Genomic DNA, 15,267 nt, shown 5'->3' with positions numbered 1-15,267 from the left:
ATTACAATAGTGTAATGGATGTGATTCCGATGTCATTGAGTATGACCGGATATGGACAGTCCGCCGTCGATTATCAAGGGTATCATGTGTCAATCGAAGTGAAATCGGTCAATCACAGGTATTGTGAAGTCGTCTTCAGAATGCCTCGTGAATGGTCGCGCTTTGAGGATTCGCTTCGGAGGGCCGTGCAGACCCGGATCGGACGCGGACGGGTTGATGTTTACATTAACAAGGAAAATAACGGCGAGTCCCCGAATGCGGTGCTGAATCATGCCATGGTTAAAGCATACCTGCAGGCTGCAGAGGAATTGAAGCCATACGGTATTCAAGGAGAATTGACGGTGCGCGACATGCTGTCCCTGCCGGATGTCCTCGTCAGTCCCGGGGGGCTTCCAATGGATGAAGCGCAGCAGCAGGAGTGGCATGATGCGCTTCTTCAAGGTCTCAACAAGGCGCTTGACGGCTTGGTGCAGATGCGCAGCAAGGAAGGGGCATTCCTGGTGAAGGATATCGAGGAACGGCTGGGCCGCCTTGAATCGCTTCACGGCGAAATGGCCGAGCTGGCGCCTGAAGTGCCCGAAGAGTACCGGAAGCGTCTGAGACAGCGCATCGAGTCGCTCGATGACGGATCGCTTGCCGTTGATGAACATATATTCGGTATGGAAGTGGCTTTGTTTGCCGAACGCTGCAACGTCGAGGAGGAGCTGATCCGTCTTCGCAGCCATTTGGAGCAATGCAGGGAATTGCTTAATCAGAAAGGCCCTGTAGGCCGCAAACTGGATTTTCTGATTCAGGAAATGAACCGAGAAGTCAATACGATTGGATCGAAGGCCAATCATCTGACTCTGGTAAACCGTGTTGTCGAAATGAAAGCGGAACTGGAGAAGATTCGTGAACAAGCCGCCAACGTGGAATGAACTCGGCTTAATCGGCAAATAGAGTCAAATGTATAGGGGGAGCAGTCGCACTATGGCAATCAAACTTATTAATATTGGCTTCGGAAACATCGTATCGGCCAATCGGATCATTTCGATCGTGAGCCCTGAGTCGGCGCCGATCAAGCGAATTATCCAAGAAGCACGGGACCGTCATATGCTGATTGACGCTACGTACGGCCGAAGAACGCGGGCTGTTATTATTACCGACAGCGACCACGTGATTTTATCGGCCGTGCAGCCCGAAACCGTGGCGCACCGTCTGTCCAGCAAAGATGACGACAACGACGAATAAGATGAGGAGTACTATGTCTAGAGGATTATTGATTGTATTATCCGGTCCATCCGGAGTAGGGAAGGGAACCGTCTGCACCGCTCTTCGGAGCCGTGTTCCGGAATTGGTCTATTCCGTGTCGGCCACGACACGTTCGCCCCGCCTCGGCGAGGTAAACGGCGTAAATTATTTTTTCAAGACCCGCGAGCAATTCATGGAGATGATTGAGAACGATCAGCTTCTGGAATATGCGGAATATGTCGGGAACTACTATGGTACTCCGCGGGATTTCGTGGAGGAGACGCTCTCTCAGGGCAAAGACATCATTCTGGAGATTGAAGTCCAGGGTGCGCTGAAGGTGAAGGAGAAATTTCCGGACGGGATCTTTGTGTTCCTGATGCCGCCGTCGCTTGAGGAGCTGAAGGACCGAATTCAGGGCCGAGGCACGGAAAACCAGGCGACCATCGAGCACCGCATGTCCGTTGCCGTCGATGAAATCAATCTGCTGCAGCATTATGACTATGCGGTCGTTAATGATGAGATTAATCTGGCATGCGAGAGAATAGAAGCTATTATTATAGCCGAGCATTGTAAAGTGAGGAAATAAATCTTGCCAGTCGATAACGGCTGCGGGATTCCAGTATAGAAAGAAGAGGTGTTAGAGCTATGTTATACCCATCCATTGATGAAATGATGAACAAAGTGGACAGCAAGTACTCGCTCGTTGTTGCGGCTTCCCGCCGTGCACGTCAGCTGCGCGAAGGCCAGCCAAGCGAACTCCAAAATCCGAAATCGCATAAATTCGTAGGCGTTGCGCTCGAGGAAATCTACGGCGATTATGTGAAGATTGAACGGGAAGAAGCTTAAAACAGCTTCTCCTACATCTGAATAGGAATGCGTTCGCGCAAAAAAATGTGACAACCGAAAGGTTGTTATTTTTTTGCGGGAGCGATTATAAGGTACCTTCAGACCAATCGAAAGCGGGGAATTGTCATGTTGAACGGGAAAGTCATCGTCCTTGGCGTAACCGGCGGCATTGCCGCTTATAAAGCGGCCACGCTGTGCAGCCGGCTTGTTCAGAGGGGAGCGGACGTGCATGTCATAATGACGGAGTCTGCGAAGCAGTTCATTACGGAATTGACGCTGCAATCCCTGACCAAAAACCCGGTATATTCGGATACCTTCGGCGAGAGGGATCCTTCGGTCGTTTCGCATATCCATCTCGCCGATATGGCGGACCTCTTCCTCGTTGCGCCGGCAACGGCCAACGTGATCGGCAAGATGGCCCACGGTCTGGCGGACGATATGCTGACAACGACGCTGCTCGCGACCACGGCCCCTGTCATGATCTCGCCGGCGATGAACGTCCATATGTATACGCATCCGGCCGTGATGGCCAATCTGGAGACGCTGGCTTCCCGCGGCGTTGGCATGATCGAGCCGGGCGAAGGGCTTCTGGCTTGCGGCTATGTCGGCAAAGGAAGGATGGAGGAGCCGGATACGATCGTGGAGGTTGTGGAGCGTTTTTTCCAAGAACAGGACAAGCAGGGCGGCCCATCCCTAAGGGTTGACGGAATGCCCGAATCTTCAGCCGACCATGCAGCGAACGGATCGCATGGCTTGCTGAGCGGCAAGAAAGTGGTCGTTACGGCGGGCGGCACGATCGAGCGGATCGATCCGGTCCGGTATATTACGAATGATTCTTCCGGCAAAATGGGATTTGCGATTGCCAAAGCCGCGAAAGAGCTTGGAGCCGAGGTCCGTTTGATTGCTGCCCATACCGACGAGGCGCCGCCGGAAGGGATCGACACAGAAAGGGTGGAATCCGCGGAGGATATGTACCAGGCGGTGCTGCGCGCTTTTCCTGACAGCGATATCGTCGTAAAGGCGGCGGCAGTCGCCGATTACCGTCCGCGGGAGGCCGCTTCGTCCAAAATCAAGAAGCGCGGCGACACCATGACGCTGGAGCTGGTGAAGACGACGGATATTTTGGAGAATCTGGGACGCCAAAAGACGACCCAGTTCCTGATCGGCTTTGCAGCCGAAACCGACTCCGTGGAGCAGTATGCCAGAGAGAAATTGAAGCGCAAAAATTGCGATTTGCTCGTAGCGAATGACGTTACGGCAGCGGGAGCAGGATTCGGTACGGACACGAACCTCGTCCAGATTTATGACGCAGAGGGACTCGTCGAGCGGCTTCCGCTCATGTCCAAGGAGGAAGTGGGCCTGCGGCTGCTGACGCTGGCGGCCGGGCGGCTGTCCGGGAGGTCTTCTTAATGGAAATGGCACGGGTTATTGTGGACGTGCCGTCCAAGGATACGGACCGTCCGTTCGACTACTTGATTCCGGAGCGGCTTCGGCCATGGATCGAGGTCGGCAGCAGGGTCGGCGTCCCCTTCGGCCACCGGACGCTGCAGGGCTTCGTCGTATCCCTTCATCCGCGTCCCGAGATGGAGACGTCGAAGATGAAGCCGATCCAGGAAATATTGGACGTCATGCCGCCCCTGTCGCCGGAGCTGATCGAGCTTGGCGAATGGATGAAGGAGCGCTACGCCTGCCGGTTGATTACGGCGCTGCAATCCATGCTGCCGACGGCGCTGAAGGGGAAAGCGGAAAGGTATATCTCGCTCGGGGACGGCAGCGGGCTGGAAGCAGAGCAGCCGGACAGCCTGTTTGCGCTGCTGCCGGAGAGTGAGCTGGAGCAGCAGCTGATCGCTTTTGTATCCCAGCGGGGCGAAGTGTCCCTGCAGCAGCTCACCCGCGCGTTCCCGGATGCAGCCCAAGCGATCAAGGGGCTGATTGAACGCGGAAGGCTGAGCGAGCATCAGCAGATTAAAGATAAATTGCAGAAGAAAACGTTGAAGGCGGTTGGTCTTGCCGTAACGGCAGAGGAGGCCGAAGGAATCCTGGCTTCGTTTCCGGCGAAGGCTCGGAGGCAGAAGGAGATTCTGCAGCATTTGCTTGAAATGGAGCCCTTCCTGCCGCTCCCGCTGAAAGACCTGCTGCAGACGCTTGGCGTGACGGCAGGGACGGTCAAGGCGCTTGCCGATAAGGGCTGGGTCACGCTGGAGGATGTAGAGGTGTTCCGCGATCCTTACCGGGGACGGAATTTCAAGCCGAGCGAGCCGCTGGCCCTGACGTCCGAGCAGCAGCATGTTTACGATAGAATTGTCCGTACGCTGGATCAGCGTGCACACGGCGTGTTCCTTCTGCACGGGGTAACCGGCAGCGGCAAGACGGAAATCTACCTTCAGACGATCGCCCGATGCCTCGATCAGGGGCGCCAGGCGATCGTCCTGGTGCCTGAGATTTCGTTGACGCCGCAGATGGTCGAGCGCTTCAAGGGGCGCTTCGGAGACCGCGTAGCCGTCATGCACAGCCGTCTCTCGGACGGGGAGCGCTACGACGAGTGGCGCAAAATCCGGGAAGGCCGGGCTTCGGTCGTGGTCGGGGCTAGATCCGCGGTGTTTGCTCCGTTCGACAACCTCGGGCTCATCATCATGGATGAGGAGCATGAAACTTCCTATAAGCAGGAGGAAACGCCTAAATATCATGCGAGGGACGTGGCGATCCACAGGGCCTACCGGACCGGCGCCGCCGTCATTCTGGGCTCGGCGACGCCTTCGCTGGAGAGCTATCATGCGGCGAGATCGCAGGCGCAGGATGATTTTGCCCCGGTTCTGCTGGAAATGAAGGCCCGGGCGCTCGGGAACAAGCTGCCGGCGGTCCGCGTGATCGATATGCGCGAAGAGCTCCGCGAAGGCAATCGCTCCATGTTCAGCCGGCCGCTGCACGAGGCGATTGCCGGGCGGCTGGAGCGGGGGGAGCAGACGGTGCTCCTCCTGAACCGGCGGGGATACTCCACCTTCGTGATGTGTCGGAGCTGCGGATATGTGGCGGGCTGTCCGGAATGCGACATCTCGCTGACGTATCACCAGAAATCGAACAATTTGCGCTGCCACTACTGCGGTTATGCCGCCAAGACGCCGGAAGTGTGTCCGGATTGCGGCAGCGAGCATATCCGCTATTTCGGAACGGGCACGCAGCGCGTGGAGGAAGAGCTGGCTAAGCTCTTCCCCGGCATACGCGTTATCCGCATGGACGTGGATACAACGACCGAGAAAGGCTCGCACGAGAAGCTGCTGAAGCAGTTTCGGGAGAAGAAAGCCGACGTGCTCCTGGGCACCCAAATGGTAGCAAAGGGACTCGACTTCCCCGATGTGACGCTGGTTGGCGTCATTACCGCCGATTCCGCGCTGAACCTGCCCGATTTCCGGGCGGCGGAGAAGACGTTCCAGCTGCTTACGCAGGTTGCCGGACGGGCGGGGCGGCACCAGCTGCCGGGCGAAGTGGTGATCCAGTCCTACACACCGGAGCATTATTCGATCGTCCATGCAAGCGGGCATGATTATTTATCCTTCGTCAAGGACGAGCTGAAGCACCGCAAGGCGCTCCATTATCCGCCATACTGCAGGCTGATTCTGGTGACGCTGTCCCATGAACAGCTGCCGCTGCTCGTCCGCATGGCTGAAAATTTTGCCGCAGGGATCAAGTCCGAAGCCGACCGGCGCGGATGGTTCGGCAGCCTGGACCGTTTCGACGCGAGCGCGCTCGATATTCTCGGCCCGGTGGCTTCGCCGATTCCACGGCTTAAAAATAGATACCGATTTCAATGTATGATAAAATGGCGGGGAACGATGGACGCCGTCTCGCTGACGCGTTCCGTGGCCGAGCAGCTTCAGGATTCGGCGCGGGACAGCACGCTTCAGATCAGCATTGATGTCGATCCGCAAATGTTAATGTAAACCAGCATATACTGATGAAAAGCACAAGGATGGTGTCGTTGAGATGGCAATTCGCTTGATCGTAAAGGAACCGGATGAGGTTCTTCATAAAAGAGCAAAGGAAGTTACGAAAATTACGCCGAACGTTCAGAAGCTGCTGGACGACATGGCTGATACGATGTACGATGCCGACGGCGTCGGCTTGGCCGCTCCCCAGGTGGGCATTTTGAAGCGGCTGATCGTCGTTGACGCGGGCGATGAGCACGGATTGATCAAGATGATCAACCCGGAAATCATCGAGAGCGAAGGCGAACAGTTCGGTCCTGAAGGCTGCCTCAGCATTCCGGGCTGGAACGGGGACGTGCGCCGCGCGGAGAAGGTCACCGTCAAAGGGCTGGACCGGGAAGGCAATGAGCTTGTCGTGACAGGCACCGGGCTCTTGGCCCGCGCGTTCCAGCACGAGATCGATCATCTGAACGGGGTGCTGTTTACCGATATCGCCGAACGGGTGTATGAATATACGCCGGAGCAGCCGAGAAGAGAGCTGGAAAACCGATGAATATCGTATTTATGGGAACCCCTGCATTTGCCGTGCCGAGCCTGGAGATGCTGATCGAGGAAGGATATAACGTCGTTGCCGTCGTTACGCAGCCGGATCGTCCGCAAGGCCGGAAAAAGGTGCTGACGCCGACGCCGGTCAAGGAAGCCGCGCTTCGCCACGGCATACCGGTGCTGCAGCCGCAGCGCTTGTGGAACCCTGAGGCGGTAGCGGAGCTGGCGGAGTATAAGCCGGATCTGATCGTTACGGCGGCTTACGGCCAAATTTTGCCGAAATCGGTGCTCGATATGCCGCCGCTCGGCTGCCTTAACGTGCATGGCTCGCTGCTCCCGGCTTACCGGGGAGGCGCGCCGATTCAGCGCAGCATTATCAACGGAGAGAAGGTTACGGGCATCACGCTGATGTACATGGCCGAAGGGCTGGATACCGGCGATATGATCGCCAAAGTCGAGGTTCCGATCGAGGATGACGATACGGCCGGGACGATGTTCGACAAGCTGAGCCTGGCCGGCGCGAGACTGCTGAAGGAGCAGCTGCCGGTTTTGGTTCAGGGCAAGGTTGCGGCCGAGGCGCAGGACGAGTCCGAGGCGACCTATGCACCGAACCTGACCCGGGAGGACGAAAAGATCGATTGGACGAAAACCTCCCGTCAAATCTATGATCAAATCCGCGGCCTGGTTCCGTATTCGGGCGGCTTCACGCTCTGGGACGGGGACGTGTTCAAGGTATGGGCCTGCGCTAAGCCGGAAAAGAGCGACCAAGGCAAGGGCGATGCCGAGCCTGGAACCGTGCTTGAGGTTGGCGAGAGCGGCATTGTGGTCAAGACAGGCGACGGCGTGTTGACGCTATTGACAGTGCAGCCGAGCGGCAAGAAGGCGATGGACGCTGCCCAATTCTCGCGGGGGACGAGCCTCGTGCCCGGGACGGTGCTGACGTGAGCGGCAGCCCGAAGGGACGTCCGGCGTCGCCGCGGGAGCTGGCGATGCATGTGCTGACACAGGTTGAGCAGGAGGGGGCGTACAGCAATCTTCTGCTCAACACCGCTTTGCAGAAAGCAGCCCTGTCCAAGAGTGATGCGGGTCTGGCCACAGAGCTGATCTACGGGACGATTTCCCGGCTGAACACGCTCGATTATTTTTTGGACAAGTATGTGAATAAAGGCACCCGCAAGCTCCAGCCTTGGGTGAGGGCCTTGCTGCGGCTGAGCCTGTACCAGATTATCTACTTGGACCGCATCCCGGATCATGCGGTGGTGAGCGAAGCGGTCAATCTGGCAAAGCGGCGGGGGCACCAAGGCATCTCCGGGATGGTGAACGGCGTGCTCCGAAATATACTGCGCCAGAAGGAAAGCTTGGCGATCCCTGCCGATCTGCCGGCCGCGAAGCGGATTTCGCTTCAGCATTCGCATCCGGAGTGGCTGGTCGAGCGCTGGATTTCCCAATACGGGCCGGAGACGGCGGAGGCGATCTGCGCGGCCAACAATGAGCCGCCGGCGGTCAGCGTCAGGGTAAATACGACGATGATCAGCCGGGAGGAGATGCTGAAGGAGATGGAGGGTCACGGCTTGCAGGCGGCTCCATCAACGCTTAGCCCGTACGGCATCGTCGTGAAGGGCGCCGGCAATATGGCCCTGACCGATTGGTATCGTGAAGGCATGATCTCCATCCAGGATGAAAGCTCGATGCTGGTCGCCGAAGCGGTCGCTCCCGAGCCCGGCATGCGGGTGCTGGACTGCTGTGCCGCCCCTGGCGGAAAAAGCGCCCACATGGGGGAATTGATGAAGGACGAGGGCTCCATTGTAGCGAACGACATCCACTCCCACAAAGGCAAGCTGATCGCAGATCAGGCCGCCCGGCTGGGGCTGGACTGCATCCGTACGGTAACGGGCGATGCCCTTGAGCTCCCCGCCCGGTTCGAGCCGGCTTCCTTTGACCGGATTCTGCTGGATGCCCCGTGCTCGGGGCTGGGCGTGATCCGCCGGAAGCCTGACCTGAAATGGGGGAAGACGGAAGAGGATATCCGCGAGATCGCGGCGCTGCAGTCGAAGCTGCTGGATTCCGTATCGGCACTGCTTCGCCCCGGCGGGGTGCTGGTCTACAGCACCTGCACGATCGAGCCGCAGGAGAACGAAGGCGTGGTGACGTCTTTCGTGAACCGTCATCCCGAGTTTGCGCTCGATGAGACGGGAAGCCTGTCCCGGCTCAAGGACAACGCGCTTGTCCGCGGCGGCGGCATTCAGATTTTGCCGCAGCACTATCATAGCGACGGCTTCTATATCGCAAGACTGCGAAGACGCTAAAACGAACCCGCGCGCCAGCCCGGCAAGAGGCCCTGCAGCCGTATCCCGCCCGCCGTGCTCTCCGGCGGGTTTTCTCTTTTACCGTCTCTTTTATTTATGGTAAAATAGGAAGAATGAAAAAAGAGTTGCATATGAATGAAATAGACAGGTGTGGTGAAATGAAACCCTTTATATACGATTTTTCGTTGGAAGAGCTTCAGGCGTGGGCCCAGGAGCAAGGCGAGCCCGCGTTCCGCGGCTCCCAGATTTACGATTGGCTGTACGTTAAACGCGTCGATTCCTTCGAGGAGATGACGAATCTCTCCAAGGAGCTTCGCTCGAAGCTGGATGCGTCGTTCAGCTTTGTAACCTTGACGGAAATTACCAAGCTTGAGTCGAAGGACGGCACGGTCAAATTTCTGTTCGGCCTTCATGATGATCATGCGATTGAAACGGTCATCATGAAGCACAACTACGGCAACAGCATCTGTGTTACGACACAGGTGGGCTGCCGGATCGGCTGCACGTTCTGCGCATCGACGCTGGGCGGCCTGAAGCGGAACCTGACGTCCGGGGAGATCGTTGCCCAGGTGGTTCAGGCGCAGAAAATTCTGGACAAGACGGGCGAGCGCGTTTCCAGCATCGTGATTATGGGCTCGGGCGAGCCGTTCGAGAACTATGATGCCACGATGAAGTTTTTGCGCACGATGATTCACGAGAAAGGACTGAACATCGGACAGCGCCACATTACCGTTTCGACGAGCGGCATCGTGCCGAACATTTATAAATTCGCCGAAGAGGATACGCAGATCAATCTGGCGATTTCGATTCATGCGCCGAACGATAAGCTGCGCTCGAAGCTGATGCCGGTTAACCGCCGCTTCCCGTTCGACGACGTCATTGAAGCGCTGCGCTTCTACCAGGCCAAGACCGGGCGGCGCATTACGTTTGAGTACGCGCTGATCGGCGGCGTGAACGACCAGGTCGAGCATGCCGAGGAGCTGGCGGACGTCATTAAGGATATGAACTGCTTCGTCAACCTGATTCCGGTCAACCATGTGCCGGAACGCAAATACGTTCGAACATCGCGCAATGACATTTTCAAATTTCAACGTGCGTTAGCAGACAAGGGGGTCAATGTGACCATCCGTCGTGAACAAGGCCACGATATTGCTGCCGCTTGCGGACAGCTCCGGGCCAAGCATATGGAGTTGAGGTGAGAAGCTTTGATCAGAACGGTTCATGTCAGCCATGTCGGACGCGTTCGTCCTGTCAATGAAGATTCTGTGTTTGTGAGCACGCTGGAGCACGGCTATACGCTGGGTGTGGTCGCTGACGGCATGGGAGGCCATTTGGCAGGCGACACGGCCAGCCGGCTTGCGGTCGATACGGTTGCCGCGGATTTATCCTCCCTCGAGCCGGGTATGCCTTTGGAAGGGATTCGTGCCGCCCTCGGGGATGCGATTCTGCATGCCAACGAAGTGATCTATCAGGAGGCTTCGTCCGATGAGCGGCTTCACAATATGGGCACGACGATTGTAGCGGTGCTGCTCAGCGGCTCTGAAGGCTATATCGGGCACATCGGGGACAGCAGAGCTTATAAGGTTGCTTCCGGGCAAGTGACGCGCCTTACGGATGATCACACACTGGTGAACGAGCTGTATAAAAGCGGACAGATCACCGAAGATCAGCTGGAGACCCATCCCCGAAAAAATGTGCTGAGCCGGGCGCTCGGAACGGATGAGGATGTGACGGTTGAGCTTACGCCGGTATCGATTGCGGACGGCGAAGTGCTGCTGCTGTGCAGTGATGGACTCAGCAACCGGGTAAGCCGCGACCTGATTGGTCAAATTTCCGGCTCCCTTGACCTTCCTCTGGAGGAACGGGCGGATCGCCTGCTTCAACTGGCGCTTCTCGCCGGCGGCGAGGACAACATTACAGTCGCTATGTTTGAGCATCAAGAAGAGGTTGTCGGGCAACGTAAAAAGGGGTGGGATTCATGATCGGGCATGAATTGGCTGGTCGTTACAAAATTATAGAACGCATCGGCGGAGGCGGCATGGCGCTCGTCTACAAGGCGCAGGATATCCTGCTGAACCGGAATGTAGCGATCAAGGTGCTGCGCCAGCAGTTCGTCCATGACGAGGAATTTATTCGCAGGTTCCGGCGCGAGGCGCAATCGGCCGCATCGCTGTCCCATTCCAATGTGGTCAGCATTTACGATGTCGGCCAAGAGGAAGACGTGCACTATATCGTCATGGAATATATCGAAGGTCAGAATTTGAACGAGATCATTAAAGAGCGGGCGCCGCTGCAGGTGGACGAAGCAGTGCGGATCGCCACCCAGATCTGTGATGCGCTGGATCATGCCCATCATAACCAGATTATTCATCGGGACATCAAGCCGCATAACATTCTGATCGGACGGAACGGACGGGTGAAGGTGACCGATTTCGGGATTGCCCGGGCCGTGACGTCGACGACGATTACGCAAACCGGATCGGTTGTCGGATCCGTGCATTATTTTTCGCCCGAGCATGCCAAAGGCGTCGTGACGGGTGAAAAATCGGATTTATATTCCCTAGGTATCGTGTTATATCAAATGCTGACCGCCCGTCTGCCGTTTCTCGGCGAGAGTCCAATCAGCGTTGCGCTGAAGCATCTGCAGGAGGAGTTCGACGAGCCGCGGGAGGTCAATCCGCTCATTCCGCAAAGCGTGGAGAATGTCATTCTGAAATCGATGCGCAAAAATCCGGAGGAGCGCTACCAGTCTGCTCAAGAAATGATGGCTGACCTGGAGACCTGCCTTCTGCCTTCGCGCTTGAACGAGCCGAAGATGGAGTTCGAGGATGACGAGGATTCCACGCGGGTGATGCCGGCACTCAAGACGATGCAGCGCAGCAGCCATCATCCGGACGATGAGCCGGATGAGGATGACGAAGAGGATGATGAGGAGGACCGGACGCCGGGCAAGCCGAAGAAGAAATGGGTGAAGCCGACGGTCATCGTCGCTTCGGTGCTGCTGTTCCTGGGGATCATGGCCGGTGTGGTCATGTATGTGAACAACATGCTCGAGGTTCCGGAGGTTACTGTACCTGGGGTAATCGGCATGACCGAGGAGGAAGCCATCCGGACGCTGGAGGGCGAAGGATTGACGGTGGATCCGGAAGTGATCCGCGAATACAAGCCGAACGTTGTGGAAGGCGAAGTATTTGACCAGAGTAAGCCGGAGGGCACGAAGGTGAAGAAAGACTCTCCGATTCAGTTGTCCGTAGGAGCTGCGAAGCCGCTTGAGAAAATGCCGAACCTGAGCGAGAAAACGTATGAGCAAGCCGTCGAGGCTCTGACCGCGCTGGGCATTGACGTAAAGGCAATAAATAAGACTGAAGAAAACCACGACGAGATCGAAGCGGGCATGATCATCAGCCAAAATCCGTCGCCCGATACGGACATCGACCCTGCTAAGGCCGCAGTCAGTCTGGTCGTCAGCAAAGGCAAGAAATTTGTCAAGATGCCGGCTCTCGTCGGCATGACCGAAGAGCAGGCCAGAGATGCGATCGAATCACGGGGCCTGGTCGTTGATGCGGTCAAGCAAAAACCGAGCTTTGAAGTCAAGCAAGGCATCGTGATGGAGCAGTGGCCTTACGAGGCGAATCAAGAAGTCGCCCCCGGGGAGAAAATTACGTTTTTCGTCAGCTCCGGCTATCCGCCCGAGGCGCTGGAATACAATTACAGCGTGCCGATCACTCCGGCCTATGAAGGACAGGAGAGCAAAATTCGCATCGTGTTCTCGGACGCGCTGGGCGACAACCAAGAGGCCGTAAACAAAACGATTACGACCTCCGAATGGGTGTCGGTGAAGCTGCTGCTCGCACCGGATAAGCACGCTACCGTCCAAATTTTCCGGGATGGCCGTCAGGTGGAAACGTACAGCGTCAGCTACAGCGACGTCAAGAACGGAACCGTGCCGCAGCCAACGATGGAACAGCCGCCTTTACCGCCGGATATGCAGGTCGATACGAATCCGGATGAAGGCACCGAAGGAATCGATGGCACCGAAGGCACCGATGGCACCGATGGCGCTGAGGAAGGCTCGGACGCGGAAGACGATTCCGCTTACGAGTGGGAGCCGGGCAACGGTAATGGAAATGGTAAGGGCAATGGCCGCGGCAAGGGCAATGAATGATCAAGCGGAATGCGATAGCAGCCAGTCTGGTATATACCATCGTGAAAACCAAATGAAATACATCCAAATTTCAACAAGAAAGGTGAGGCCTATTTTATGCTCGAGGGACTGATCGTGAAGGCACTAAGCGGATATTACTATGTGAAACCATTGCGAGATAACCAGTTGATATCCGGGGAGGACCAAGCGGTTCAATGCAGAGCCCGCGGCATTTTCAAAAAGAGAGGCATCTCTCCGCTCGTTGGAGACCGCGTCATGTATTCATTGACTGAGAATGGAGAGGGGACCGTGGATGAGATTCTTCCACGGTCTTCCGAATTAATTCGCCCGCCTGTCGCTAATGTCGACTTGGCGGTGCTCTTGTTTTCGGTTAAGGAGCCGGATCTGAACCTGCTCCTGCTGGACAAGTTCCTCGTGCATATTGAGCACGCGGGGCTTGACGCCGTCATCGTTCTGACCAAGCAGGATCTGACGGAAGCTTCGGACGAATCCGCGGAAAAGGTGAAGCGGATGTACGAAGAGATCGGCTACGAGGTGATGATCACGAGCTCGCTTCAAGGCATTGGCGTCCAGCAGGTGAAGGATCGCCTGGCAGGCGAGATCAGCGTGTTCTCTGGGCAATCCGGGGTCGGCAAGTCGACTTTGCTCAATGCCCTGATGCCGGGGCTGGCGCTGGAAACGAGCGAAATTAGCCTGCGCCTCGGGCGCGGCCGCCATACGACGCGGCACGTCGAACTGATCGAGCTGGATAACGGCGGGTATGTTGCGGATACGCCGGGCTTTAGCCAGCTGGACTTCCTGGAGCTCGGCGTCGAGGAGCTGTCCAGCTGCTTCCGGGAATTTGCTCCCCTTGCAGCGGAATGCAAATTCAGAGGCTGCAGCCATCTGCACGAGCCGGGCTGCCGGGTGATCCAGGCCGCCGAGGACGGAATCATCCAAGTCGGCCGCTACGAGCACTACGTGGAGTTTTTTACGGAGATGAAAGACAAGAAGCGGAGGTATTAAGCGATATGATTAAAATAGCGCCATCGATATTGTCGGCGGATTTCGCCAAGCTAGGATCCGAAATCAGGGAGGCGGAGGCGGCCGGAGCGGATTGGATTCATGTGGACGTCATGGACGGCCATTTTGTTCCCAATATTACGCTCGGGCCCCCGATCGTCCAGGCGATCCGGCCGCATACAGCGCTGACGCTCGACGTGCATCTGATGATTGAGCAGCCGGAGCGCTACGTTGCCGATTTCGCCAAGGCCGGAGCGGATTTGATCACGGTCCATGCCGAAGCCTGTCCGCATCTTCATCGCGTCGTTCACCTGATCAAGGAGCAGGGGGTAAAGGCAGGGGTTGCCATCAACCCGGCCACGCCGGCGCATGTTCTGGAGGAAATTCTTCCGGATCTCGACCTCGTGCTGGTCATGACCGTCAATCCGGGCTTTGGCGGACAAGCCTTTATCGAACGGACGGTAGGCAAAATCTCGCAGCTGCGGACACGCGCCAATGAACTTGGCCTGGCTTCCCTTCATATCGAAGTGGACGGCGGCATCACGGCCGAGACGGCGCCGCTGGTAGCGGGCGCCGGTGCGGATGTGCTGGTTGCGGGAAGCGCGGTATTCGGCAAGGCCGACCGGGCGGAAGCGATTGCCCGAATCCGGGACAGCGCAACATCTTAATCCGGAAGCGGCAGTCCGAATGTCATAGGGCGGGGAATTTCCGCATAAATATGGTTACATGAGCTGGGTTCTCATGTAGCCTTTTTTGTCTGTGTTCACATCTATGGGCTTGGTGCATAACATAGTCTAGGAAGGCATGAGAATGATGGGGAGGGTGAGACATGAAATTCTATACGTTCAAGCTGCCGAAGTTTCTGGGAGGTTTTGTGAAGGCGATTCTCAACACGTTTCACAAGAGCTGACAGCTTGTCCCGGCGTAACACAAAACCTCCGCCCGGGACGGCCGCGCCATGCCGGCTAGGGGAACAGGCAGGATGCAAACCGATCGAAGTGCCCGAGCGAACAAGACATACTGCAGCTTAAGGGGCTGTTCTTGCGCGGCGCAAGGGAGTGCAGGCTTGGCAGCGGGCCGGCCTCAGCTTCTTATGCGCGGGTAAGAAGCCCAGGACATAATGAACGCCAAGTGGAAGCCCGTACCTAAACCGGAAGTTTTTCCTGCATACAAACAGAATGCATCTGCTTTCGGAAGTCCCGGCATAAGGGCACTCGCTGATCTTTGCCGCTGAAGGCTTGCTAACGGG

At 57.0% G+C, this 15,267-nt stretch carries 15 protein-coding genes; all 15 read left to right on the top strand.

From position 1 onward, the window contains the following. Positions 1 to 29: 29 nt before the first annotated feature. The gene (locus BBD41_RS05275; RefSeq protein ID WP_077565197.1) at positions 30 to 917 is read left to right on the top strand and encodes a YicC/YloC family endoribonuclease; all 888 of its coding nucleotides are present in this window, start codon (positions 30 to 32) and stop codon (positions 915 to 917) included. 52 nt (positions 918 to 969) lie between these two features. Next, on the top strand, positions 970 to 1,230 hold the full coding sequence (remA, locus tag BBD41_RS05270; protein WP_006209218.1) for an extracellular matrix/biofilm regulator RemA: 261 nt from the start codon (positions 970 to 972) through the stop codon (positions 1,228 to 1,230). Positions 1,231 to 1,243: 13 nt separating this feature from the next. Beyond that, positions 1,244 to 1,816: a guanylate kinase gene (gene gmk, locus BBD41_RS05265; protein WP_077565199.1), complete on the top strand. Its 573-nt coding sequence runs from the start codon at positions 1,244 to 1,246 to the stop codon at positions 1,814 to 1,816. A 59-nt stretch (positions 1,817 to 1,875) separates the two neighbouring features. Continuing rightward, positions 1,876 to 2,076 (top strand): DNA-directed RNA polymerase subunit omega, encoded by a 201-nt coding sequence (rpoZ, locus tag BBD41_RS05260; RefSeq protein WP_007129648.1) that lies wholly within the window; start codon positions 1,876 to 1,878, stop codon positions 2,074 to 2,076. 126 nt (positions 2,077 to 2,202) lie between these two features. Further along, positions 2,203 to 3,486: a bifunctional phosphopantothenoylcysteine decarboxylase/phosphopantothenate--cysteine ligase CoaBC gene (gene coaBC / locus BBD41_RS05255; protein ID WP_099476910.1), complete on the top strand. Its 1,284-nt coding sequence runs from the start codon at positions 2,203 to 2,205 to the stop codon at positions 3,484 to 3,486. Further along, positions 3,486 to 6,014 carry a primosomal protein N' gene (gene priA / locus BBD41_RS05250; protein ID WP_077565203.1) on the top strand — a complete coding sequence of 843 codons (2,529 nt, stop codon included), beginning with the start codon at positions 3,486 to 3,488 and terminating at the stop codon, positions 6,012 to 6,014. Before coaBC ends, priA begins: the two co-directional genes overlap by 1 nt. A 43-nt stretch (positions 6,015 to 6,057) precedes the next feature. Continuing rightward, positions 6,058 to 6,552, top strand: a complete 495-nt coding sequence (gene def, locus BBD41_RS05245) for a peptide deformylase (RefSeq protein WP_077565204.1) — start codon at positions 6,058 to 6,060, stop codon at positions 6,550 to 6,552. Then, positions 6,549 to 7,490 carry a methionyl-tRNA formyltransferase gene (gene fmt, locus BBD41_RS05240; RefSeq protein ID WP_099476909.1) on the top strand — a complete coding sequence of 314 codons (942 nt, stop codon included), beginning with the start codon at positions 6,549 to 6,551 and terminating at the stop codon, positions 7,488 to 7,490. Before def ends, fmt begins: the two co-directional genes overlap by 4 nt. A gap of 44 nt (positions 7,491 to 7,534) precedes the next feature. Beyond that, the gene (rsmB, locus tag BBD41_RS05235) at positions 7,535 to 8,851 is read left to right on the top strand and encodes a 16S rRNA (cytosine(967)-C(5))-methyltransferase RsmB (RefSeq protein WP_237087084.1); all 1,317 of its coding nucleotides are present in this window, start codon (positions 7,535 to 7,537) and stop codon (positions 8,849 to 8,851) included. Positions 8,852 to 9,009: 158 nt separating this feature from the next. After that, complete coding sequence (gene rlmN, locus BBD41_RS05230; protein WP_007129654.1) at positions 9,010 to 10,050, top strand: dual-specificity RNA methyltransferase RlmN; 1,041 nt, start codon at positions 9,010 to 9,012, stop codon at positions 10,048 to 10,050. A 6-nt stretch (positions 10,051 to 10,056) separates the two neighbouring features. After that, positions 10,057 to 10,833 carry a Stp1/IreP family PP2C-type Ser/Thr phosphatase gene (locus BBD41_RS05225; protein WP_077565211.1) on the top strand — a complete coding sequence of 259 codons (777 nt, stop codon included), beginning with the start codon at positions 10,057 to 10,059 and terminating at the stop codon, positions 10,831 to 10,833. Then, positions 10,830 to 13,016 carry a Stk1 family PASTA domain-containing Ser/Thr kinase gene (pknB, locus tag BBD41_RS05220; protein WP_099476906.1) on the top strand — a complete coding sequence of 729 codons (2,187 nt, stop codon included), beginning with the start codon at positions 10,830 to 10,832 and terminating at the stop codon, positions 13,014 to 13,016. The genes BBD41_RS05225 and pknB overlap by 4 nt, the downstream gene beginning before the upstream one ends. A 96-nt stretch (positions 13,017 to 13,112) precedes the next feature. Further along, the gene (rsgA, locus tag BBD41_RS05215) at positions 13,113 to 14,021 is read left to right on the top strand and encodes a ribosome small subunit-dependent GTPase A (RefSeq protein ID WP_099476905.1); all 909 of its coding nucleotides are present in this window, start codon (positions 13,113 to 13,115) and stop codon (positions 14,019 to 14,021) included. A gap of 5 nt (positions 14,022 to 14,026) precedes the next feature. Beyond that, positions 14,027 to 14,686 carry a ribulose-phosphate 3-epimerase gene (gene rpe / locus BBD41_RS05210; protein ID WP_099476904.1) on the top strand — a complete coding sequence of 220 codons (660 nt, stop codon included), beginning with the start codon at positions 14,027 to 14,029 and terminating at the stop codon, positions 14,684 to 14,686. A 161-nt stretch (positions 14,687 to 14,847) separates the two neighbouring features. Beyond that, positions 14,848 to 14,928: a stage V sporulation protein SpoVM gene (gene spoVM, locus BBD41_RS05205; RefSeq protein ID WP_034273235.1), complete on the top strand. Its 81-nt coding sequence runs from the start codon at positions 14,848 to 14,850 to the stop codon at positions 14,926 to 14,928. Positions 14,929 to 15,267: the final 339 nt, after the last annotated feature.

Source organism: Paenibacillus ihbetae (assembly GCF_002741055.1).
GTDB lineage: Bacteria > Bacillota > Bacilli > Paenibacillales > Paenibacillaceae > Paenibacillus_AQ > Paenibacillus_AQ ihbetae.
The sequence above is the reverse complement of the archived record's forward strand: the minus strand, read 5'-3'. Positions and strand labels throughout refer to the sequence as shown.